The 22,287-nt window shown below is 44.7% G+C and carries 24 protein-coding genes; 6 read left to right on the top strand and 18 right to left on the bottom strand.

Annotation, left to right across the window (positions count from 1 at the left end; all coding sequences use genetic code 11):
• The first annotated feature begins 103 nt into the window (after positions 1 to 103).
• From F6K57_RS13315 to F6K57_RS13295, 5 genes are all read left to right on the top strand, one after another.
• Positions 104 to 229, top strand: a complete 126-nt coding sequence (locus tag F6K57_RS13315; RefSeq protein WP_293068257.1) for a hypothetical protein — start codon at positions 104 to 106, stop codon at positions 227 to 229.
• Positions 230 to 247: 18 nt separating this feature from the next.
• Positions 248 to 1,189, top strand: coding sequence for a cobalamin-binding protein (locus F6K57_RS13310; protein WP_293068255.1), 942 nt, complete (start codon positions 248 to 250; stop codon positions 1,187 to 1,189).
• Entirely contained in the window at positions 1,182 to 2,432 is a 1,251-nt protein-coding gene (locus F6K57_RS13305; protein ID WP_293068253.1) for an AAA family ATPase, read from the top strand. Before F6K57_RS13310 ends, F6K57_RS13305 begins: the two co-directional genes overlap by 8 nt.
• 2 nt (positions 2,433 to 2,434) lie before the next feature.
• Positions 2,435 to 2,947, top strand: coding sequence for a hypothetical protein (locus tag F6K57_RS13300; protein WP_293058579.1), 513 nt, complete (start codon positions 2,435 to 2,437; stop codon positions 2,945 to 2,947).
• Positions 2,948 to 3,437: 490 nt separating this feature from the next.
• Positions 3,438 to 3,662: a hypothetical protein gene (locus tag F6K57_RS13295; RefSeq protein WP_293019976.1), complete on the top strand. Its 225-nt coding sequence runs from the start codon at positions 3,438 to 3,440 to the stop codon at positions 3,660 to 3,662.
• Here F6K57_RS13295 and csaB read toward each other — a convergent pair.
• The 16 genes from csaB to F6K57_RS13215 form a co-directional block, all read right to left on the bottom strand.
• Positions 3,592 to 4,635 (bottom strand): polysaccharide pyruvyl transferase CsaB, encoded by a 1,044-nt coding sequence (gene csaB, locus F6K57_RS13290; RefSeq protein WP_293019978.1) that lies wholly within the window; start codon positions 4,633 to 4,635, stop codon positions 3,592 to 3,594. The genes F6K57_RS13295 and csaB overlap by 71 nt on opposite strands.
• Positions 4,636 to 4,827: 192 nt before the next feature.
• Positions 4,828 to 6,357, bottom strand: a complete 1,530-nt coding sequence (locus F6K57_RS13285) for a YifB family Mg chelatase-like AAA ATPase (protein WP_293019979.1) — start codon at positions 6,355 to 6,357, stop codon at positions 4,828 to 4,830.
• A gap of 242 nt (positions 6,358 to 6,599) precedes the next feature.
• Positions 6,600 to 6,779: a hypothetical protein gene (locus F6K57_RS13280; protein ID WP_293068250.1), complete on the bottom strand. Its 180-nt coding sequence runs from the start codon at positions 6,777 to 6,779 to the stop codon at positions 6,600 to 6,602.
• A gap of 465 nt (positions 6,780 to 7,244) precedes the next feature.
• Positions 7,245 to 7,400, bottom strand: coding sequence for a hypothetical protein (locus F6K57_RS13275; protein WP_293019982.1), 156 nt, complete (start codon positions 7,398 to 7,400; stop codon positions 7,245 to 7,247).
• 51 nt (positions 7,401 to 7,451) lie between these two features.
• Positions 7,452 to 8,144, bottom strand: a complete 693-nt coding sequence (locus tag F6K57_RS13270) for a hypothetical protein (protein WP_293019984.1) — start codon at positions 8,142 to 8,144, stop codon at positions 7,452 to 7,454.
• A gap of 403 nt (positions 8,145 to 8,547) precedes the next feature.
• Entirely contained in the window at positions 8,548 to 8,694 is a 147-nt protein-coding gene (locus tag F6K57_RS13265) for a hypothetical protein (protein WP_293019986.1), read from the bottom strand.
• Between the two features lie 98 nt (positions 8,695 to 8,792).
• On the bottom strand, positions 8,793 to 9,017 hold the full coding sequence (locus tag F6K57_RS13260; RefSeq protein WP_293019988.1) for a hypothetical protein: 225 nt from the start codon (positions 9,015 to 9,017) through the stop codon (positions 8,793 to 8,795).
• Between the two features lie 515 nt (positions 9,018 to 9,532).
• A complete protein-coding gene (locus F6K57_RS13255) occupies positions 9,533 to 10,006 on the bottom strand; it encodes a hypothetical protein (protein WP_293068249.1) in 474 nt (157 codons plus the stop codon).
• A 50-nt stretch (positions 10,007 to 10,056) separates the two neighbouring features.
• Positions 10,057 to 10,683, bottom strand: a complete 627-nt coding sequence (locus F6K57_RS13250; protein WP_293038756.1) for a hypothetical protein — start codon at positions 10,681 to 10,683, stop codon at positions 10,057 to 10,059.
• Between the two features lie 801 nt (positions 10,684 to 11,484).
• A complete protein-coding gene (locus F6K57_RS13245) occupies positions 11,485 to 12,636 on the bottom strand; it encodes a glycosyltransferase family 4 protein (RefSeq protein WP_293019993.1) in 1,152 nt (383 codons plus the stop codon).
• Positions 12,637 to 12,720: 84 nt separating this feature from the next.
• Positions 12,721 to 14,082, bottom strand: a complete 1,362-nt coding sequence (locus F6K57_RS13240; RefSeq protein ID WP_293019994.1) for a glycosyltransferase family 4 protein — start codon at positions 14,080 to 14,082, stop codon at positions 12,721 to 12,723.
• Positions 14,083 to 14,129: 47 nt separating this feature from the next.
• Positions 14,130 to 16,322: a hypothetical protein gene (locus F6K57_RS13235; RefSeq protein WP_293019996.1), complete on the bottom strand. Its 2,193-nt coding sequence runs from the start codon at positions 16,320 to 16,322 to the stop codon at positions 14,130 to 14,132.
• A 26-nt stretch (positions 16,323 to 16,348) separates the two neighbouring features.
• Positions 16,349 to 16,540: a hypothetical protein gene (locus F6K57_RS13230; RefSeq protein WP_293068246.1), complete on the bottom strand. Its 192-nt coding sequence runs from the start codon at positions 16,538 to 16,540 to the stop codon at positions 16,349 to 16,351.
• A gap of 2 nt (positions 16,541 to 16,542) precedes the next feature.
• The gene (locus F6K57_RS13225; RefSeq protein ID WP_293068243.1) at positions 16,543 to 16,734 is read right to left on the bottom strand and encodes a hypothetical protein; all 192 of its coding nucleotides are present in this window, start codon (positions 16,732 to 16,734) and stop codon (positions 16,543 to 16,545) included.
• A 44-nt stretch (positions 16,735 to 16,778) separates the two neighbouring features.
• A complete protein-coding gene (locus F6K57_RS13220) occupies positions 16,779 to 17,858 on the bottom strand; it encodes a glycosyltransferase (RefSeq protein WP_293020002.1) in 1,080 nt (359 codons plus the stop codon).
• Positions 17,859 to 17,920: 62 nt separating this feature from the next.
• Positions 17,921 to 19,465: an O-antigen ligase domain-containing protein gene (locus tag F6K57_RS13215; protein WP_293020004.1), complete on the bottom strand. Its 1,545-nt coding sequence runs from the start codon at positions 19,463 to 19,465 to the stop codon at positions 17,921 to 17,923.
• A 53-nt stretch (positions 19,466 to 19,518) separates the two neighbouring features.
• Between F6K57_RS13215 and F6K57_RS13210 the strand changes: the two genes are divergently transcribed.
• The gene (locus F6K57_RS13210) at positions 19,519 to 19,692 is read left to right on the top strand and encodes a hypothetical protein (RefSeq protein ID WP_293020006.1); all 174 of its coding nucleotides are present in this window, start codon (positions 19,519 to 19,521) and stop codon (positions 19,690 to 19,692) included.
• A gap of 189 nt (positions 19,693 to 19,881) precedes the next feature.
• Here F6K57_RS13210 and F6K57_RS13205 read toward each other — a convergent pair whose 3' ends face one another.
• A complete protein-coding gene (locus tag F6K57_RS13205; RefSeq protein WP_293020007.1) occupies positions 19,882 to 20,814 on the bottom strand; it encodes a glycosyltransferase family 2 protein in 933 nt (310 codons plus the stop codon).
• Positions 20,815 to 21,144: 330 nt separating this feature from the next.
• Positions 21,145 to 22,170, bottom strand: coding sequence for a glycosyltransferase family 2 protein (locus F6K57_RS13200; RefSeq protein ID WP_293020009.1), 1,026 nt, complete (start codon positions 22,168 to 22,170; stop codon positions 21,145 to 21,147).
• Positions 22,171 to 22,287 lie beyond the last annotated feature (117 nt).

The following is a 22,287-nucleotide window of genomic DNA, read 5'->3' as shown; positions in this document are numbered from 1 at the left end:
GCACGCTACGCGAACAGCTATCAGTGGGGTAGGGTGGGCAAATATTGAAAATTTGGCAATTATATTAGGAATCATCGACCTTTGCCCACCCTACAAAAGCTAAATGAATTGTGATAATATTGTTCCCTGTTCCCTAATCCCTGTTCCCTGTTCCCTACTCCCTGTTCCCTGTTCCCTACTCCCTGTTCCCTGTTCCCTGTTCCCTATTATTGACTATTTATCTCCTTAACTTATCAACATCTAAACTATGCTTTCACAAAACCTGAAAATTGTTACTCTGCTCCCCAGTGCCACGGAAATTGTCGCCGCTTTAGGATTAACAGATGCCATTGTGGGGCGATCCCACGAATGCGACTATCCCGCAACCATCAAAAATCGACCTGTCTGCACCGAGGCTCAAATCAACAGCGATAAACCTAGTGCCCAGATTGATGATGATATAAACAATCTGGTAAAACGTGCTTTGAGTATTTACCAAGTAAAAACTGATGTTTTAGAACAACTGCAACCAACCCACATTGTTACTCAAGATCAATGTGATGTCTGTGCTGTCAACTTCGATGTGGTCGAGAAAGCAGTTGCTAATCTTACAAATAGCCAGCCTCAGATAATTTCCTTGCAGCCAAACTTGCTAACTGAAGTGTGGGCAGATATTGAGCGAGTTGCTACCATCCTGGGAGTAGAGTCACAATCTGTACTGAAGCAATTACAGTCTCGTGTCGAAACCTGTAGGCAAAAGACACAGGAAATGTCGGAAAATCACCGCCCTACTGTTGCTTGCATTGAGTGGACTGATCCGCTCATGGCTGCTGGTAACTGGATTCCTGAATTAGTGACAATTGCAGGTGGTAATCCTCTGTTTGGGGCTCTAGGTAAACATTCCCCTTATCTGGAATGGGATGCTTTAGTCAAAGCTGATCCAGACGTAATTATTGTAATGCCTTGCGGCTTTGATTTGGAACGCACAACACAAGAAACCCAACAGATGGCTCACCATTCCCAGTGGTCAAGTTTGCAAGCCGTACGCCAGGGTAAGGTTTTTGTTACTGATGGTAATGGGTATTTCAATCGTCCAGGACCAAGACTAGTCGATTCAGTAGAAATGATAGCGGAAATTTTGCATCCAGACCTGTTCACCTTTGGTTATCAAGGCACTGCCTGGGAACGGTTTGAGGTAGGAAATGCTTAAGAAACTTATTTTGAAAAATTGGAAAAGCTTCCGTTATGCAGAACTCCCGATTGATCCCCTGACTGTGTTAATCGGAACGAATGCTAGTGGAAAATCTAATCTAATTGATGCTTTGGAACTTTTAAAACGAATAGTGTTTGGAAAGGAGATTCAATCGGCTTTGGCAGGGGATGCTGCTTTTCCTGGGATTCGAGGTGGAGTAGAGTGGGCGTCACTCAAGCCAGAATCTCACTTTACCTTGAAAGTTGTGGTTGAGGGAGAGGATGATCAAACGGATTACCTTTATAGTATTACAGTACAAACGAAACCACGTGTTCAGTTATCTGATGAATCTCTAATTCGCCAGGTCTATTCACCAGATAGTAATCAACTCCCTACTCAAACTAGTTTGCTCCAAGTATCTTATCCTAGAACTCCAGACCAAGGTATTCAGGTTAAATTGCCGGAGCAAGAACAAATTCCTTTGCCAAAATACTGGAAAGGTTCTAATTCTAGTTTGACTAGACTTAGGGAAATAGACTCCCATGCCGATGTTAGGGATGTAATCTTAAACCTTTGTACACTTATAGAAAATATTTTTATTTTTAATCCTATTCCGGCCAGAATGCGGAACTATTCACCGCTTTCTGATCGCATTGAGAGTGATGGCTCTAATATTGCTGGTGTGCTAGCCGCATTACCTAAAGAGCAAAAAGACGAGTTTGACTCAACGGTGTCTGCTTACTTGAAATATCTGCCAGAACGAGATATACAGGAAGTTTGGGCGGAACCAGTAGGAAAGTTTGGTACAGATGCTATGCTCTACTGTAAAGAACAATGGAAACCTGGTCAAACTACAGAAATTGATGCGCGAGGAATGTCGGATGGAACCCTGCATTTCTTAGCAATTATTACCGCACTGATCACACGACCAGAAGGGAGTCAATTAGTAATTGAAGATGTAGACAATGGATTGCACCCATCTCGGTTACATCTGCTGATAAACATGCTCAAAGAAATTGGAGAAAAGAGAAAAATCGACATATTAGTCACTACTCACAATCCGGCTTTGCTAGATGCTTTAGGACCAGAAATGATTCCCTTCGTAGTTGTGGCACACCGGGCTTCAGAAACTGGAGAAAGCACACTCACCCTTCTAGAAACTATTGATAATTTACCTAAATTAATGGCATCTGGTTCCTTGGGAAACCTAGTGACTAAAGGAGCTATTGAAAGGAATATTTCTGATCCTAAGCCACTATAGACATGAGGAAGGTTCTGATTATCGATACATCGATTCTCTGCGTTTACCTAGAAGTTCCTGGAAAAGAGACTTGTGGGTCTGGTAATAATAAATGGAATAAGCAGCGAGTTGTTGAGCTTTTGGAAAAAGAAGAAAAAGCATCGACAACGTTTGTACTACCCTTGGCTGCTATTATTGAAACTGGTAATCATATTGCTCAAGCTAGAACAAAAAGGTATGAAACTGCCCAAGCTTTAGCTGAGATTATGGAAAAAGCAGCAGATGAAAAAACACCTTGGGCAGCTTTCACGGATCAGTCAGTGCTTTGGGACGCTCAAGGACTGAAAAAATTAGCAGTGGAATGGTCTCAACTCGCAGCACAAAAAGTTTCAATAGGTGATGCTACCATCAAAACTGTAGCAGAATTCTACGCAAAAACTGGTTGCCAGGTGGAGATTCTTACTGGTGATCATGGACTTAAGGCATACCAACCCACTACACCAGCCCCAATTCCCAGACGCAGGAGAAGTAGATGAGCTGAGGGCGTGACAAGTGCTTACGCATTTTGTAGGGTGAGCATTGCCTGTTTCCCACTCCCCTACCTGCCCGAATTCACCAAAGCAATGCCCACCAACCTTTGAGAATGCGATCGCGGCATTAGTATTTTATCCTCACACTATAGGTTATTTTCACTTCCGATACTTTTTAGCTACCAAAATCTACAAATCAGATTTTGGCTCACTAATGCAAGCTGGATTTTGCCAGCCAGGGGGTATCTCCCAAGGCTAAACCCGGACTATGCCCGGCTTAGCGCATAAATTTGATTCCACTATTGACAAAAAACGCAACCCTTAAACCCTTGGTTTTCGGCTTTAATGTAAGTCGCAAAGTATCTCTAATGAAACTGAATCTATGTTTAAAGTCTAACACATCTTTGTAGATAGTGCAACATTCTTGGATAAAATCCTTAACAGTTGCCAGCCTCCTAATCTTAATGGGTAGTGCTATATCTCCTCTTATCTCCTCTTGATATTTTCCCCCCGCGCCCCCGCCCCACACTCCCTGTTTAACCCTAAATGTAAAAAACCTACCCCTACTCCCTACTCCCTACTCCCTACTCCCTACTCCCTACTCCCTACTCCCTACTCCCTACTCCCTGTTCCCTTTGGAAAATTAACAATTAACAAACTGTCATCAGCAGATCCTGATGCATCCTTGCCCGGTCTACCAATGACTGAATTTGGTCTTTAGTCAATGGTTCACCATTAGCATAGTGTTCTAGCCAGGTTTTACTAATCACATTTGGGTCATCTGGTAAACTAGCAACATCCCATCCAGGTAAATCCAGTTGCTCCATCAAGTAGTTAACTTTAGGGTCATAACTGAGGGCAAAACATCGACATTCTTCCGCTGCTGCCATAATCAAACTGTGGTAGCGCATCCCAATCGCCATTTCCACCCCGCGAAATAATCCTTTTAATTCTCTAGGGTCTTCTATACAAAAGATCTGATGGGGACCGGTTAACTGAGACGCAATAGATTGAGCAATGGTCAAATCTCGGGAAGCTTGGAAAGGGACTAATAAAATACAGGTTTGTGTCGCTTTCTGAAAATCCACTAAGGCATGGGTCAGATTATTCAGGCGTTTGGGAGTTAGGGTAGAATGCGATCGCAAAGTAACTGCTACTCTTGGTGCTGGTAAATCCCACAATCCTGGTACAGGTTTGGAGTCTAATGCCCAAACTGGATCGGGAGCCATAATAAACGGAATTTCCCAATCCGCTAGGAGTGTCGCTGAGCCATAATCCCTGACACTGACTGCTGTACATCCGGTGAAGGACCGCTGGGCTAGCCAACCAATCAGCCGACGCTTAATTGGACCAACCCCCTGGGCCCAAGCAATGGTTTTCAGACCCATCCTTTGAGCTAATCCCATTAAACCACAGTAGTAGAGAGGACTAGCGGCACTAGTCACATCTTGGATTAAACTACCACCCCCCCAGATGAATAGTTCCGAAAAGCGCATGGCCTTGAGCACTGGTAGGGTAGACATGCGATCGCAACTTTCTACTCCATAGCGCTGACGAGTTTGACTAGGGTTACCGGAAAGGACTATCGGCTTCACTGACTTTGGGAGCATTTGCAGCAGTGACGCTAACAAGGCTTCATCGCCACCGTTGCCCTTGCCGTAATATCCACATAAAACTGCTTTGACTTGCTTCATGCCTTCAACTCGTCCTGCCTACGACTCCCTATATTCCCATCCGTGAGTGTAAAAAAAATGCCAATTAAAGTAGGGTGGGCAAAGTAATATTATCTAGAATACTCACGCATAACCAAACTATTTTTGCCCACCCTACAAGCTATAGTGCCATCCGTTAGATCCGTTAACCCATCAATTGCCCCTGATTGGAGCTTATTGCATCCGATCAATAGTACGATATTGAATGGCTTCAGCAACATGTTGGGTTTTAAGGTCATCATCACCACTCAGGTCGGCAATGGTACGGGCAACTTTGAGAATACGGTCGGTGCCTCTAGCAGAAAGACCAAGTTTGCGAATAGCCCCTTCTAATACATTACGGGAAGTATCATCTAATTTACAGAATCGACGTAGATGATGGCTTTGCATCTGAGCATTGCAATGAAGAGTGGGTTCAGTGTGGAAGCGGTGATGAGTGCGATCGCGTGCGACTTGGACTCGTTCTCGCACCGGTGCTGATTCTTCTCCTGTAGACTCTCTAGTGATTTCTTCAGGTTTAAGCCGATTCACAGCTACTTGTAAATCAATGCGATCCATTAATGGTCCTGATAGCTTCGACCAATATTGTTCCCGTTGGCGAGGGGAACAGGTGCAAGGTTGGATCGGGTCACCAAAGTATCCACAGGGACAGGGATTGGTACTAGCCACTAAGGTAAACTGAGCAGGAAACTGTACCGATTGGCGGGTGCGGGAAATAGTGACTTGTCCGTCTTCCAAAGGTTGGCGTAGGAACTCTAAGACATTGCGCTTGAATTCTGTCAACTCGTCTAAAAATAGAACTCCCCGGTGGGCTAAGGAAATTTCTCCCGGTTTCGGAAAACTACCACCACCCACAAGAGATGGGCCAGAGGCGGAATGATGGGGACTGCGAAAAGGGCGATCGCAGATCAGTTTGCCGCGATTTTTCAATAAGCCAGCAACAGAATAAATTTGAGTGACTTCCAAAGCTTCAGCAAAACTCAACGGTGGCAAAATTCCCGGTAATCGTCGCGCCAACATCGTTTTACCACTGCCAGGAGGACCGACAAAGATTAAATTATGTCCCCCAGCCGCAGCAATTTCTAACGCTCGACGCCCATGAGCCTGACCTTTAACATCCTTCAAATCCGGTGCAGTGGACTGGGTTACTTGCAACTGCCCCACGCTATCAATCTCTACCGGTGAATAGCGGTTTGGCTGGTTAAGGAAATCAGCAACATCTGATAGGTGCTCAAATCCATACACAGTGATGCCATTCACCACTGCAGCTTCTGTAGCATTGTCAGCAGGAACCACTAACCCAGTAATTCCCATTTGCTTTGCTGCCGCAGCAATTGGAAGTACACCAGCCACAGGTCGCAAACTGCCATCAAGGGACACTTCTCCGAGAAATAGGTGGTCTCCCAATAACTGAGGATTTAACTGTTCCGATGCCGCTAAAATACCAACACTGATCGGTAAATCAAAACTAGGACCTTCTTTCCGTAAGTCAGCCGGGGTCAGGTTAATCACAATCTTGCGTATCGGAAAGGCAAAACCAGCATTTTTCAGTGCTGCTTTCACCCGTTCTCGGGACTCTTGGACAGCGGTATCCGGTAAACCAACGACTACAATTCCCGGTAAGCCACCGGACACATCTACTTCAACCCCTACTTTTACAGCATCAATGCCGATAATTGAACCACTCCAAACCCTAGCCAGCATAGTGTTAGCCTGATACGTGTTTTGGGACAAGGAAAAAATAAGAGGACTTACGCGGTTAAGTGTCTTTCGCCCCCCTAGCCCCCCAATTCTGGTGGTTAATGATGTCAAAGTACCCCAGAATTGGGTAATTTAGGGGGCAAATGCGTAAGTCCTGAATAAAATAAGGGGAGAGTGGGAAAACTCCCCATCTCCCTATTACCAGTCTCACTTTTTCCTTCGTTTCTCTTTTTAGAAACCTTCACTTAAAGGCAAGTATAGTGCTTATCGCCTGGAGAGTTTAACCGGAAAATTACATAAATACTGATATCCTTTCGATAACAGGGATATAACCTAGGATTTTCGGGGAATCGGGAATCGGGAATCGGGAATCGGGAATCGGGAATCGGGAATCGGTAATCAGTAATCAGTAATCTTACGACCATTACCCATTAGCAATTACCTATTACCAAAAATCCAGGGACTACTTGGGAAGACATTAATCCAACAGCCCCTTCTACCGTCAAGTAGGAATTGATCTGATTCGTCGTATCTTGCGCCAGGAAAGGAACGCTGGGCGGCTCGAATGCCTTGGGCGAAGGCCAGATGCCCGTTGGCGGAAGAAATAGGTACTGTACCTATTAAATAGGTACTGACAAGCTAGTTAGTACCTATTTAAGGGGAATTTCCGTTGGAGAAGCTGTGTGCTCAGGCTTGTGTTCGCACCTTCAAAGCCCCGTGGCAACCACAACCGTTGCTCATCTGAACGAAATACCAGCTTTTTTTACCGGCGTTGCTAAATCACGGTATGATTTCACTAACTGGCGATGTTCCAAAAGAACCGTTTCCCGAACGCTTTTTGAAAAATCCATCACATCAATCACAGTTTAATTCTAAAGGCCGGTTTCCGCCTATTGAGAAAACTTCGTTTGGGGAGTTGGGAGTTGGTTGGGAAGGAGTTCCAGGGGAATTATGGGCGATCGCGTAGCGTGCGCCGGTGCGCAATCGCGTAGAGGATTAGATTCACTCAACCTCCCGCCATCGGGAGGTTGTAGGCATAGTCTCACACTCGTGGGCTCAAGGGTTGCTTTCATGTCCAAGTTTGTCGCCTTCTCACTTTATCTGATTTCTGGAGGAAGCGATTGCCAATCATCTTGTTCGATGCGAGCCACTAACTCAAACCACCCTTTCCCATCCGGTCGAAATACTACTGCTTCTCCCTGAGCGACCTTTAAACCAGTTAGAGCCTTAATGTTTGTACTGTGGGCAGATAAAACCGTATTCGTCCCTACCCTGGGGACTGTCTGTAGCATCTCATGAAGATTTTTCCAAAGCCCTACTGGATCATAACTGGGTGTGTCTGGAATAGCGTTTAGGCTTTTGACAACTTCGATCTCCGCCACATCCTCATTGAAAGCATACCAAAGTGTTTCGATGCAGCGACAAGCCGGACTTGCCAGGACTCTACCTACAGGGATGTTGAGCTGTTTAAAATGCTCTCCAACATTCTGCATATCGACCAAACCATCAGCACTTAAGGGTCGTCCAGGATCTAAACACTCTTGAAACTGGTCAGGCAATTGGTCAACCGCATCTGGTCGCACATTTCTGACAGCATTTCCGTGTCTAAAATAAATGACATGACCCCCTTTTTGCAAAGTACTCAATAGTTCTGCGGCAGTAGAGTCACCCTCAATCGTCAGTGCTTTTGCTTCTGGGGACGAGCTTTGCAATCCCACAAGAGCAAGGCTTAAGGCGACAACAGCAGAACTAATGAAACTAAACCCTTTGATGCTGTTCCTTTTTTTCATGATTAATTAATTAGTACAGGTTAGTACAGGGCAAACGCATCTAAATTTTATTGACATCTGTCATTTATCTTTAGTCATTGGTCATTAATTTATTGTTGTTTTGACTTCATGGTGTTGCTGATTATGGCTATGATTCTGCTCCCCTAGCCCCTTAATTTTGATACCGCTGGCGAAACATTTATTAACAAGCTGAAAGCCCTAACCAACCGGGACTTTAGCAAAATCAAATGATCGCGCATTCACACTTCAATTCAGCAACACCTGCCACAGATTGTGATTGACTTAGCGCAACTTTTGGCGTTGCTGAATAGAGCAATGAATAGGAGTAGAGTGGGCATCCTGCCCGCCCGAAGATTGTATAGCACTACGCATTAAGCTTAGGACATTCCTAAACTCAGCAAACTTAGTCATAGCTTACTTCTGACTTCTGACTTCTAACTTCTGACTTGCGCGTAGCGCTATAACGGGCAAGATGCCCATTCCACGGCAAGATGCCTATTCCACAGGTGCGACCCGTGGCGAATTTAATAATTAGATGCGGAAAGCGCACCTAAAAACTCTTAAAATCATTCCATTATTAAGCAACGCCCAACTTTTTACACCTAGACCTGGGTGCGCTATTGCCGCACCCAGCACAGGATGTTGGGTTTAGTTATTTGGATAAGATTCAGCAGGTTTTTGGGAATCTTCATCTGTGAGAGTTTTGTAAGGCATGCCGTCAAATTTCTCACTTTTACTGACTCGATAGTAGGCGCTCACAAAGGTCAATACAAAGATGATCCAGATACCAACACCCCAAATTACATACTTATGTAGTTCCTGGATCGATACTGTTTTTTTTGTGAGCTTAACTGTTGTTGTTGATTGTTGCATAGTACCTCTGTTGTCAGATCTGTAATCTTGTCACATATGTGCCGTGTGTAACTATTCAGCTATCAGCTATCAGCTTAAGCGCTACGCCCACGCTACTTGAGGTGCTATCAGCCTATGCACTACGCCCACGCTAGGCGAACAGCTTTCAGTATTCAGCTATCAGCTTAAGCGCTACGCCCACGCTACTTGAGGTGCTATCAGCTAATGCGCTACGCCCACGCTACACCGAACAGCTTTCAGTATTCAGCTATCAGCTAATACGCTACGCCCACGCTACACCGAACAGCTTTCAGTATTCAGTATTGAGCTTTCAGCCATTCGCGTAGCGTGGCCTTTTGGCCAAGGCCAAGACTCACGCTACACGAATGGCTGACCACTGACCGCTGACCGCTGACCGCTGACCGCTGACCGCTGACCGCTGACCACTGACCGCTGACCGCTGACCACTGACCGCTGACCGCTGACCGCTGACCGCTAAGGGCTGAATCCTTACTGCGGTGTTAGATATGTCAGTGCTACTTAGGCATGAGCGGTAAATAGGGAAAAATTGGATGCCAGTTCATAATTGTGGCAGCGGCGATGAACGTAAATAGCCAAAAGATCAGGGTCTTTGCCTGGACTTGGCGATTCTGCCAAAGTTGAGCCAAGATAAACCAACTGAGAAGCCATCCTACTAGCATTACCGTTTCTTTGCCAGAGTAGCTGCCGATCTCGCCATAAATTGGATCTGGATTCCGACTGCCTGGAATCCAACCCCCTAGATCCCAAACAATTTTGTTCCAAACTTTGTAAATGGATGTTAGGTGTTGGTTAACCATTAACAGGAAACAACTAAATGCAGCGCTAAGCAATGCCGCTGCTGCTGGTCCAGAGAGCGTTGGGGGAGATTTAGAGCCAGAGGCTAAACCCTTTGGAAATTGTTTAAGCTGTGTCCAAAATTGGCTGTATAGAGGTTGACTAGAAAAGTCTTGAGAGGAGTGTTGAGACATTTTTCTTGAGCAATATTCTACAGAGAAAGAATTTTAAAAACAAAAAACAGCTATAGACCATGGGTTTTAGCGACATTGAGTCCGCTAACAAAACCACCCAGGGCGAAAAACATCATCGCCATCAAGGCAATACTGGTAGCTGCTAGTACAGGACGGTTTTTCTTCTCTAAAATTGAGTCGCCATATTTCCAGAGAACCCAGGTGCAGGCAACTCCCAGCGGCAGAGTAAACAGGACTGTAAATTCGTGATACTCCATGAATAGGTAATGAACCAGCGGAGTATTTTCTCTGATCCAGGCGCGCGCACCCCCCAGAGGAGCACGGTAGCGCATATAGGCCCAATTACCAGAAACGATTGCCAAAAAAGCTAAGCAAGATGACCAAAAGGTCAATGTGCGGACTTGGGGCAAGATCTTAGCAGACCCTCTTAACAAAGGAAAAGCCAGATGTCCTGCATAGGCAATAACCAGCACTGCTAACATCGCAGCAGACCCATGGATAGCTCCCATTGTCCGTTGCCAGGGGCTAGGGCTTAACAAACTAACAACAGGTAAAAACAGGAATAGACCAGCAGATAGAATGCCAATGCCGTAGACGCACACAGTTGCAATGTCAATCGATCTGGGAAAAGTTGAGGTATGTGTTGAGGTATTTGATTCAATGGATGGTTGCACCATGATTAAACAAGCAATCTAGAGCTTGATCAGTAGCAGGGTAAGCGTAAGAATGAATACTGACAGGTATTACCCTTAACAATATTGATAATAAAGTGCAATAGTCCTGAAAAGTGCTAAAAATAAAAGCTTAATATTTTCATAATATTTGCCCTAGATCACATTTGGGCTCAATTTTTCTTGCCCTTAGCCTGGTTATCAGTAGGCGACCTTTATGATAGCAATTTACATACCTATTGCTATTTATTAGTTAATAAAACTGAGATTATGACAGATATTGGGAAATATCAGACAGCAATATGTATTAGATTGTCAAACTTACCCCTCTTACCCCTCTTACTCCTTTTACCCCTCTTACTCCTTTTACACGTTTTACACGCTTATCCTCCCTTCGTCTCTCCCTCTTGCCTATAAGTTTTTTTTATGATAACAATTATTATAACAAATGGAATATAACCACAGGGTAAACGCATCTAATTTTCTGAATCATATATATAGTGTTTTTTTAATAAAAAAAACACTATATGTGTAAAATGCCTGGTCAATAAGCACAAGAGCATGATCAGCTTATTCAAACACCTGAATATCCGGGGGATACATGCAGGGTAAGCGCAAGAAAAATTGAGCCAAAATGTGATGTAGGGCAAGGATTAAGACAATATTAAGCCTTGATGCTCAGCACTATTGATTTTTATTATCAATATTTTTTATAAAAATCCTGCCTTATTGATTCTTGCCCTTACCCTGGCGTTTATAGCGTTTTCAAATCAAATGTGAAACTAGGATTGATGGTATAGCGCTGCGCTATACCTTGTTCAGAGCTTGGTCAAAAGTCATCAACAGGGATTCCAGGGAAAAAGTAGACTTGGCATGGATATAACCCTCCTTGGCTAGCCTATCTGCAGCGCTTGGATCACTGAGCAAATTACCAATGACCTTAGCCAGTGCTACTGGATCTCCTGGCGGTACCAAGTGACCAGTCACGCCATCCTGAATTAACTCCACTGCACCACCAGCAGCAGCAGCAACTACGGGTCGTTTTGCCAACTGACCCTCGACAATCACCCGACCAAAGGGTTCCGGTTCAGTAGAGGTATGGACTACAATATCGCAAGCAGACATCAATGCTGGCACGTCATTGCGAAATCCCAGCATGTGAACACGACCAGCAAGTTCTGGTGCGGCAGCCATGGCTTTGAGCCGTGAGGTGTATTCTGCTTCACCAAATAGCGCTTCACCAACCAACAGGGCGTGTACATTGGGGAGTTCCTGTAAGGCTTCTAGTAAAATATGCTGACCTTTCCAGTAAGATAGCCGACTGAATAAACCAACCAGTGGAGCATCACCAATGCCGAGCTGGTCACGGATTTGAGCTGATTGATCCGATGCGAGATTATCGAAGGGGTCTGAACCAATACCGCCGTAAACCAGTGTTACTAGGTCTTCACGTCCCCCAGCAGCGATAAAGGCTTCACCAGTAGCACGAGAATTGACCAATACTTGAGATGCTAGACGATTAGCTAGGAAAACGGCTATCGCACGATTGAGGGAGCTAAAGTGTGGTGCGGTCACAATATCTCGCAGGTGCCAAACCACTGCAGGACCGCCCATCAATGTTGCGATCGCAGCAGCAATGAACGCTTTTTGGGAGTTGGCGTGTACTAGCTCAAACTCACGTCCAACTGCTGCTATTCGACAAGCCATCCACCACAGGGGAGGTAATGCCTTGAGAGCGGCGCTCATTCCCCCTGAACTCCTTACGGATAAGATGGCTTGGGGTGCAGGTATGACCTTGACCTTCACCTGTGCAGCTTCCAGCCGTTCCCGGAACGGGCCATCGGCAAACAGTAGTACTTCGCTGGTGTCCCGGTAGGCAGTGGCCAGATCCAGCAGGCTCAACTCAGCTCCGCCCAAAACGGCGGCATGATCGACAAAAAGGACTCGACGGCGCTTCATAAGAGTGGGTAGTCCAAAAAAGAGTGTTTCAAACGTGCAAAAGCTCAGAGACTAATCTGATAACTGATCTGAGCTAAATGTTGATTAATCGATGGCAGCTTGATAAACAGATTTAATTCGTTGAGCAATCACCGGCCAAGTATAGTGCTCATGAACATAAGCTTGACAAGCCTCAGAGCTAGGGAGTTGACGCTGACCAGAAAATACCTCGATCATGCCCTGAGCAAGTTGATCAACAGAAGTCCCTTCAAACAATAAGTCTTCTGAAAAAGGCTGTAGAATCTCTGGAATACTATCTACAGGTGTTCCTAGAACTGGCGTTCCATTCACCAATGACTCAATAACAATCAGACCAAAGCCTTCCCATGCCACGGTTGGCACAACTGAGAAACTTGCAGCACGGTAAGCTAGGGCTAAATCTTGATCCGACACAAAACCCAACAAGCGGACATGGTCAGTCAGTCCTAATGCTTCAATCTGTGCTTGCAAGGTTGGCATCAGTGTGCCTTTACCCGCTATCAGTAGCAGCACGTCTGGATAGCGCTTACGCACCTGATCCACTGCTGCAATTAAATTTTCCAAGCCCATGCGTTTAGCTAACCGTCGCACAGCTAAGATAATTGGTCGCTCTTGAGACCAGCCTAGTTTTGACCGTGCCTCCTGGGGTGTAATGGTGGTGTCGAAACGCTCGGTATCAACCCCCGGAGGAATGATGTGAATGCGCTCTAGTGGGATATGATACTCTTGGTGCAAGGTGTTGCGGAAAGCCTCAGAAAGTACGATAAACTTAGCTATCCGTTTGTAAGTCACCCGCTCTAGCATCCATTTTAAGCGAGTCGCAACGGTATTGCTGCCTTCTACATGCCCTTCTAAGGCCCAAGGCCCTTGGAAGTGCATCACCATTGGGCGACTGTCTAATTGATCGAGAATTGGAAAGGTATATAAAGCGAAGTGGGACACTACTAGGGGGTAGTCTTCCTCCTTCAGCACTCGATGCATCGTTTGTCGGATACCGCTCCAGCGTTGCCAGAGAGGGGATTTATGGCTAGCAAAGGCTTGGACTTGACCACCGGAGTTTTCAGATACAGCGGTTGAGCCTGCCACTAAGCCATGCATCTCCACACCAGCTTGGGGTAAGTAACGAGTGCAATCGTAATAAACTCGGTTGAGTCCTCCTGCTTGTTCAGGGAACCAACCCATACCAATTTGAAGTGTTTTCACAGTACTATAGCCTCGATAGTGTTTGTTAAAGCAAAGGGAGTAGGGAGTAGGGAGTAGGGAGTAGGGAGTAGGGAGTAGCGGGAAAAAAATTGAATGTACCTGATAAGTATGATCAACGCTATCAATTAAATTGGTAAGCTGCTGTGCCTTTAAATTGCCTATTTTCCAATTAGGAAAAAACCTGAAAAACCACCACATCTTCACCCCATCTCCCCATCTCCCCATCTCCCCAAAGCGCTCCCATTCAAAATTTAAATGCACAACAGCTTAGCTTAGGGGTCTATCTTTATCCGGTACATTAAAGCTTTAGCGTAAAAATCCTCTTCAGCAAATAGCAAGTATTCTCCATTTTTTCTTCGCACTACTCTTAAGGCCATCGGGACATCCAGCCAACCTGTGGTTGATTTGACTTCTGGGCCGGGGTTTATTTTGCCAATCTCTTGACCTGTGCGAAAATCATAAACTCGCACTTTAGGGTATCGATTCGGATCTTTTTCAAAACTATTATCGACATAGCCGACAAATAAATAGTCTCCCGAAACCGCCATACTTTTCGGTAAATCTGGTCTTACTCCTTCGGATTTTTGATTGTAAGCGATGACTACTTCACCGGCTTTTTGTGGCGCTTTACTCCAATTGATATATTTGACAGCTCTGTTACCAATCAATCCCCAATCACCCCTTTTATCAAACGTCGGGGAATATCCAGCAATGTACATGGTATCGGTTTTCGGATGATACTCAAGTCGTTGAATAATTTGAAATTCCTTTGGCATTTCAAAGGATTGTTGATTGTTAATATCGTAAATCGGGCTGCCGTAGGCATCAAACCGTTTAAGGGATAGTTTTTTAATCCCGTTTCTTGATGTACCTATCCAGATATTACCGTCATCATCAGGCCAAAATCCCCAACCCCGATAGTTTTGTCCTTGATTATATTCACCTTTTTCAGCCTGTTCCTCTTGTCCATTACCGTTTTTATCTTGCCAATACCGATAATCCAATTGACTTCCCCAAAATGAGGCAGTGGGAATAGCAACTTCCCCATCAGTGTCCGGATTAAACCGATAAACATGGATACCAGCTGACTCGGTATACATACTATTAGTAAACATAAGCTTCCGACCCTTAACCCGGCGAATCATAGCACCAGCATTATGCTTGATAGTCTTATTAATTCGCTTATCATTAGGATATTTAAAGGGATTAACGGTATGGGCGACATGAGTCCATTCTTGACCTGATGATTTACTGTAATCTAGTTTAAACTGTTGATTTTTCGTATGAACAACAGTTTCATCCGCTGGATCAATATCAGGAATGTCAATAAATAAGAGACCTTGCAATTTCCAATTGAGAGTGCCATCCAGTTTGTAGCTATCCACGGTTAATCCACCGGCTTGCCAAGCGTAAATTCGACTGGGATCACTGGCGACATAAATATTATTATCCTGATCGACTCCAATCCCGGTAATGGAATTAAAATGTAAGGGTCTAATTTTTCCAATTTCCTGAGGACTTCCGCTGTATATTCCCCCTTTGACACCAAAGGTTCCATCAGGAGTTGGATTTCCACTGCTGTCTAGATTTTTAAAGATTTTAATCTGGTTATCAGGTCCACCATCTCCTACTAATAGGCGATTTTGATTATCCACAACAATAGCTGTAGGGATGCGAACCGACTCAATTTTACCTTGAACTTTGCCCGTTTCTATATTTAACTTAAGTATCTTATTGGTCTTGTTCTGGATAACCCACAATGATCCAGTTTTATCTAATGCTAACTTACCCGGTTGATTCACTGACCATTTTTTAACCGGTTTCATGGTCTGGGCATCATAAACTTTGATTTTATTGTTAGGAGTATCACTAACATATAAGCGACTATTATCTGCTGCAATTCCCCGAATCAAACCTTGATTGGTATTGATAATCAACATACTCTTATCATAGCCATTACCCCCCTTAAACTTTGCTCCTTTATAATTACTTCTGTTATAGCGACGAACACAATACCATTTATCATCAGAATTGGGATATCCTACGCCATAGCGACCCTTTTGTGTCATCGCCATGTAAATATAGTTATCATTGACTGCGATCGCAGTTCCCCCCGATCGTCCCCAGCCATGGGTAGCATCGAGTTGACCAAGAACATCACCATTTTTATAAACCCCCCCTTCTCTACCAGCTTCATCCCAGGGAGCATTAGCATAAACCGTACCATCGGGACTTACAGCCATCCCTAAAATCGATAGCTGGACATGTTTTCCCTTGCCGGGAAGCTCACCTCCAGGACCATAGGTATTACCGATCCAAGAGGTAGTGTAAGTTAACCGTTGGCTTGGGTTGGATTCAGCAGTTATAGTGTCATTGTTGCTAATCACAGAATGGGCAATAATTACCAAAACAGCGATCACAGGAACAATCGCAGCATATTGCCATTCGGGGATAGGTCTTGACATAGTTTTTTCCCTGAACTCGAAACTATTTAAAAGACTGAAGACTCAAGGGTGAAGGTTGAAGGTTGGATGGTTGAAGGTTGAAGGTTGTTCGCGAAGCGTGGCCAATAGGCCAAGGTTGAAGGTTGAAGGTTGTTCGCGAAGCGTGGCCAATAGGCCAAGGTTAGATGGTTGAAGGTTGAAGGTTGAAGGTTGTTCGCGAAGCGTGGCCAATAGGCCAAGGTTAGACGGTTGAAGGTTGTTCGCGAAGCGTGGCCAATAGGCCAAGGTTAGACGGTTGAAGGTTGTTCGCGAAGCGTGGCCAATAGGCCAAGGTTAGACGGTTGAAGGTTGTTCGCGAAGCGTGGCCAATAGGCCAAGGTTGAAGACTGTAATATGATGTCCGCATAATTACCCTTAATAAAAATCTCCCCATCTCCCCATCTCCCCATCTCCCCCTGCCCGAGCCCCACACTTTGATTATGGGTATTCAACCGGACTTGATCTCAGAAGCTGATGATAAACAGTAGTAATCTTCTCCACCATAGTGGTGACGGTTAGTTCCTCAATGTTTTGCTGTGCTGCACGTCTTAATCTATCCTGTTCAGATGGACTAGCCAGAAGCATCTCGATCTGATCTGCCAGTGCGATCGCATTTTTCGGAGGAACTAGCACTCCTGCCTTACCGTAATCTAGTGCTTCGGGAACACCATCCACCCTAGTAGCAACAATCGGGCAACCCACCTGTCGTGCTTCCATCAAAACCAGAGGGAAAGACTCACGGTGTGAAGCCAGGACAAAAACATCCGCTGCCATCATGTAAGCTTGAGGATTTTTTTGAAAACCCTCAAAGTGGATACGATCAGCAACTGACGATGCCGCAGCTTGAGTTTCAAACATTTGACGGTCGGGACCATCTCCCACTAAGTACAAATGTGCCTTAGGAGAACTCTTAGCGACCTGCTCAAAAGCGCTAATTAACTCAGTAATTCCCTTACGTCGGTTCATGCCAGCTACCGTGACAATAGCCGGATGTTCCAAAGCTTTAGGAGTGCAGGTATCTAAAGCCGGTAATCGGGGACTACCTAAAGTGCGATTCTTGATCACAGGCATTTTCCCCATGGGAATACCCCGCTTAGACATCGACGTTGCTACCGCATCACTCACAGAAATCACCCGTTCAGCTAATCCCATCACTACTGAGCTACGTTGGTAAACATTGTGAATATGGGATACTAGCTTATATTTTGCTGAACCCCGTAGGAACCAAGCTAGGACTACTCCCGTCATCATGTGTCCATGGACAATATCTGGCTGAAATTCTGCGATTATCCCTCGATAACGCCCAGCAGCCTTGAGCAGATGCAACGGTTTTCGGGTCTGATCAAGTTCAAAGTGACTGACGCCATAACGGCTTAGCAATGTTTCATATCCGCCGCCAGCAGAGGCAATAGCAACCTCATGACCCGCTTTCGCTTGCTCACAGGCAACGTCAATCGCTACATTGACAATACCATTACCAGTTTCTTTAATATGGTTTAAGATATGGAGTATACGCATCAAACCTCTCCCAAAAAGCAAAGCACCGCCATATTTGACCTATAAGTTAGTTTATAAGTTAGTTAGGAATTGGTAGTTGAAACATCCGGGTGTTCCTTCCGCTGTTCCTTTCCATCTCCTACTTCTGTTATTCTTCTGTCAGTGCCATTGATCAGAAAATTTTCATAAATCTTTTCTTTAGTAGTGTTCACTTCAGCAATACTTTCCATGTCCGAAGAAAGCTTATTTTGATGCTGGTGATACTTATGTGCTGCCATAGTTAGACCCAAAAATCCCCAAATATAACATCCCCCGACACCAAGCATGGCGCTACCAATCGGTAGCCCGATTAAATTACTCAAACCAATAGCACGAGCAGCACTCATAAAGGAATCACGGCGAATCTCAGGATATTGGAACACACTATATACCAGCAGGAGCAATCCAGACACATAGGGGAGAGTGCCAAACCAGCCTAGTGTAAAAAACATATCTAAAATGCCACTGTCAATCACAAGGCTTCGGAGTTCCCCTTGTTCAGTGATAGTGAATGTATTTCCAATCCCATTACCTAGAACCATAGAAAGAGCTTTGCCAAGACTCTCTTCATAGATCTGTTGTCTAACTTCCGCGCTGTGATCATTTCCAAGGTCAGAAAATGTTGCCAAACGACTACCAATTACCTCCGAGAATGGCTCAATCGTGGTTAACGGCACGATACAAATTCCCATCACCAGGATAGAAATAATGATGCGCATCTGGATTTTGGGTTTGAGTGAACTGGTTAGGGAAGCCAGTCCAAAGAACCAGCTCGCCCACATCGTCCGTGACAACGTTAGTAGAAAAGACAAGTAACCAGCTATGGAAGCAGGAATACGTAAAGGACTGTTATTATTAAATAACAACAGCAAACCCACCATCATGGTTGCGGCAAACGGTCCAGTGGAATTCATCGTGCTCCACAAACGAATACCAAACGGTTCGGGATTCCCCATCGAGAACATTCTGGCGTTGATCAGCCAAAATCGATCCCACTCCGGTGCGATCACATATTGCACTAAGCCATAGACTCCCATCACCAATACACCCCAGAGGAATGTGCGCTGAATGTTTTGGCGATAGCGAGGATAATCTCGCCAATTTATAAATAAGTAGAAACCTAAAAGAATCGGGGTGAACCAGTCTATCAGTGCTCGAATAGCGAAAATAGGAGTGCTTTTAATCAGACCAATGATAAAGCCATACAAAATACTGGTGAATCCCAAAATAAAAGGCAAACCCCCCTGTTTATAGGCTCTAGGAAGGTATTTTAGAAAGGTATCCACAGTAATCCATGTCACCACAGGCGCTACTAGCAATACTGGACTCGGATTAACCCAGTTACTGCGATAGTCAATTAAACGACGAACCAACGGCATTAGAAACCATAGCCACCACATAAAACCTAAGTAGAGGACAGGATACCGTCGATACAGAAAAAGACCTACCGCAAACCCTACCACAGGCAATAAAATACGCATGATGGTGCCAGCACCAGCAATAATGCCCAGTATTGTAATCACAACAAATAACAGGATGGCTGTCCAAGCAGGGGCTGGTTCTAGTTTGATCGGAATTCCTTTTGTCATTAGGTGTTAGGGATTATATCAAGTCCGGTTTAATACCTATAATTAATGGGAGTGTGGGGAGATGGGGAGATGGGGAGATGGGGAGATGGGGAGATGGGGAGATGGAGAAGATTTTGATTAAGGATAATTATCGTGACATAATATTTAGATATACAGCAGTTTTCAATATTTCGTATTCCGAGATCTGCTATTCCCTTTCCACATTTAGTCAACAGTCAACCAAATAACCTACCCTACGGGAACGCCAAAGGCGAACAACCAAATAACCTACCCTACGGGAACGCCAAAGGCGAACAACCAAATAACCTTGGCCTATTGGCCACGCTTCGCGAACAACCTTCAACCAAATAACCTTGGCCTATTGGCCACGCTTCGCGAACAACCTTCAACCAAATAACCTTCCACAGTCCCTTTTGCTAGCCTAAGCAATTTTTCCAGCTCAACCAACCCTGCCAACGTCCACGCAAAGAAGCAAGCCACTTTTGTCCTGCTAAAAGTCCTTCCTTGGGGAAAGACCGCAAACATTGTAGGAAACCCGGTTGAACTCGCGTTCCGACCAATGTTGACCAAACTATAAATATAATCCGTTGTAGAACAGGGAAGTAATCTAACAAAACTATAGTTTCATTATGTGCCGCATTAATTAGGGCAGTATCGCTAAAAACTATGCCTCGCTGATCCTCATCAAAACGCTGTGCTGGATAGTGGTCTACTGCTACCCCTGGGTCATAAATCAGCTTCCAACCCGCTTTTCTTAGGGCTAGACTAAACCCCAGATCATTATGGACTTGAGCTCCCGTCCCTCGCAGACGCTGATCAAAGCGCAAGCCCGATATAGCAGTTCGTCGATAGCTCATGTTAGCTCCCTTAAGGATATCCACCTCGCGAGGTAAACCTACCCCCAGGTGATGATTACCAATCACCCTTCCATACCATTGCACTCGACCTACTCGTTCTTTAGCACCATTTTCCAGGTAGTTACCCAGATGTACCCAATCCCGTCCACCGACACCCCCGATCCGGTGATCGGACAGAAAGTGAGTTTCAATATAAGCTAACCAATTGCTACGGGGAGCAGCATCATCATCGGTAATGGCAATAATATCTCCCTGTGCTGCATCAAGACCTGCGTTGAGAGCGGCCACTTGCCCCGGAATACTTAATTTCACAGGACGCATGGGTAAAACCTCAGGGTTGAATGCTTCAAGAAACTCCCAAGTTTCAGCATCAGTATCCCGTACAATCACCAAGACCTCATCCGCTGGTCGAGTTTGCTTCTCCAGGGCCTTTAAACACCGTTCTAGGTCTTTTGGACGGCGATAGGTGGGGACTATAACAGTGATTCTCATTTCTTCTACGGTTGAGTTAGGTTAAAGGTTGGAAGGTTGAAGGTTATAAAGTTGAAGGTTAAAGGTTGTTGGTCAGAATGAAGAATGAAGAATGAAGAATGAAGAATGAAGAATGAAGAATGAAGAATGAAGAATGGTGAATGGTGAAGGCAGAATGGTGAAGGCAGAATGGTGAAGGCAGAATGGTGAAGGCAGAATGGTGAAGGCAGAATGGTGAAGGCAGAATGCAGAATTCTAAATTCTAAATTCTAAATTCTTAATTTTTAATTCTTCATTCTCAATTCTCAATTCTCAATTCTCAATTCTTCATTCTACATTCTAAACAGATTACTATCCTGCTGTTTGAGACCGTAAATAACTCTGTAGAGTACTTAACCAACCTTTTACCATACCTTTCAACTGTAATTCCATATAAATTGTCCATTCAAAGACAGGACGAAAGCCCAATTTCGATAAGAACATGCGAAATCGCAAAGCTGGTGAATCTCCTAACTCTTTCAATAAAGCAATCAGCTCGGTGCGTTCTACCTCATTGAAGAGTGGACGATAACAGTATGCTGTGTGTCTTAAGGCCAGTTTACGACGCTGCTGCTCAATCACCTTTGTATCCCAACCCCGTCGCTTAAAAGCAGGAAAGATACTGTCTTCAAAAACCCGAATACATCCTTTTAATTCAATATTTTTGCGCTTAGGACGTAGATTTTTAGCATCAGTCCAAACGCGATAACAGGCTAATATCTCATTGGCATAAACGTTTCCATAACCCGCATCTGCCATTCTGACCCACATGTTATAGTCCTGTACAAAATCGGGACTATCTTCATAAAACCTAACTGCTGGCAACGCTTCAGCCCGAAACATAGCGATATTGGCAGCTACTTTTACCCCAAAAACTGCGGCTAGTAGTGATTCGTCTGCGCTCTGAAACTCGTGCTGTCTTGCAATACGTCGCACAGCTCGATTGTGACTGCGTTCATCAATTTCTTGCACAGCACTATGGGCATAACCCGCCTCTGGATGGTTCTCTAGCAGGGGTAGTAACGTTTCTACATAGTTGGGTAACAGGGCATCATCTGAATCCAAACGAACAATAAATTCAGTGTTTGGCTGTTTCAAAACCCAATTGTTGTTAGCCGCCATACCTAGGTTTTTAGGCTGTCGATAGTACCGTACTTGAGGAAACTGCTGGCATAGTTGTGCCATAACCTCAGGGGTTTCATCAGTGCTAGCGTCGTCTGACACCCAAACTTCCACATTAGGATAGGTTTGACGGCAAGCGCTACCCACTGACTCCCATAAGTACTGGGCTTGATTATAGGTAGGAATGCAAATAGCAACTGGTTTCATGTCCTGCATCAGGAGTAGTTCCTTTATACGAAAATTATATTACAATCAAATAACCGTAAGAACTGTTTAATTTTCCTTCGTCAAAAGTGCTATTTTTTTATTCAACAGCAACAAATAGCTATCCGG

The sequence above is a fragment of the Moorena sp. SIO4A5 genome, assembly GCF_010672005.1.
Classification (GTDB): Bacteria; Cyanobacteriota; Cyanobacteriia; order Cyanobacteriales; family Coleofasciculaceae; genus Moorena.
The sequence above is the reverse complement of the archived record's forward strand: the minus strand, read 5'-3'. Positions and strand labels throughout refer to the sequence as shown.

Coding starts and splice junctions, on each gene's coding strand:
- F6K57_RS13280 (WP_293068250.1), bottom strand. CDS start 6,779: ATGGTCGTAAGATTACTGATTACTGATTACCGATTCCCGATTCCCGAT.
- F6K57_RS13300 (WP_293058579.1), top strand. CDS start 2,435: ATGAGGAAGGTTCTGATTATCGATACATCGATTCTCTGCGTTTACCTA.
- F6K57_RS13205 (WP_293020007.1), bottom strand. CDS start 20,814: ATGAGAATCACTGTTATAGTCCCCACCTATCGCCGTCCAAAAGACCTA.
- F6K57_RS13250 (WP_293038756.1), bottom strand. CDS start 10,683: ATGGTGCAACCATCCATTGAATCAAATACCTCAACACATACCTCAACT.
- F6K57_RS13285 (WP_293019979.1), bottom strand. CDS start 6,357: ATGCTGGCTAGGGTTTGGAGTGGTTCAATTATCGGCATTGATGCTGTA.
- F6K57_RS13270 (WP_293019984.1), bottom strand. CDS start 8,144: ATGAAAAAAAGGAACAGCATCAAAGGGTTTAGTTTCATTAGTTCTGCT.
- F6K57_RS13235 (WP_293019996.1), bottom strand. CDS start 16,322: ATGTCAAGACCTATCCCCGAATGGCAATATGCTGCGATTGTTCCTGTG.
- F6K57_RS13310 (WP_293068255.1), top strand. CDS start 248: ATGCTTTCACAAAACCTGAAAATTGTTACTCTGCTCCCCAGTGCCACG.
- F6K57_RS13240 (WP_293019994.1), bottom strand. CDS start 14,082: ATGGGGAGATGGGGAGATGGGGTGAAGATGTGGTGGTTTTTCAGGTTT.
- F6K57_RS13215 (WP_293020004.1), bottom strand. CDS start 19,465: ATGACAAAAGGAATTCCGATCAAACTAGAACCAGCCCCTGCTTGGACA.
- F6K57_RS13305 (WP_293068253.1), top strand. CDS start 1,182: ATGCTTAAGAAACTTATTTTGAAAAATTGGAAAAGCTTCCGTTATGCA.
- F6K57_RS13225 (WP_293068243.1), bottom strand. CDS start 16,734: ATGGGGAGATTTTTATTAAGGGTAATTATGCGGACATCATATTACAGT.
- F6K57_RS13260 (WP_293019988.1), bottom strand. CDS start 9,017: ATGCAACAATCAACAACAACAGTTAAGCTCACAAAAAAAACAGTATCG.
- F6K57_RS13315 (WP_293068257.1), top strand. CDS start 104: ATGAATTGTGATAATATTGTTCCCTGTTCCCTAATCCCTGTTCCCTGT.
- csaB (WP_293019978.1), bottom strand. CDS start 4,635: ATGAAGCAAGTCAAAGCAGTTTTATGTGGATATTACGGCAAGGGCAAC.
- F6K57_RS13255 (WP_293068249.1), bottom strand. CDS start 10,006: ATGTCTCAACACTCCTCTCAAGACTTTTCTAGTCAACCTCTATACAGC.
- F6K57_RS13245 (WP_293019993.1), bottom strand. CDS start 12,636: ATGAAGCGCCGTCGAGTCCTTTTTGTCGATCATGCCGCCGTTTTGGGC.
- F6K57_RS13200 (WP_293020009.1), bottom strand. CDS start 22,170: ATGCAGGACATGAAACCAGTTGCTATTTGCATTCCTACCTATAATCAA.
- F6K57_RS13220 (WP_293020002.1), bottom strand. CDS start 17,858: ATGCGTATACTCCATATCTTAAACCATATTAAAGAAACTGGTAATGGT.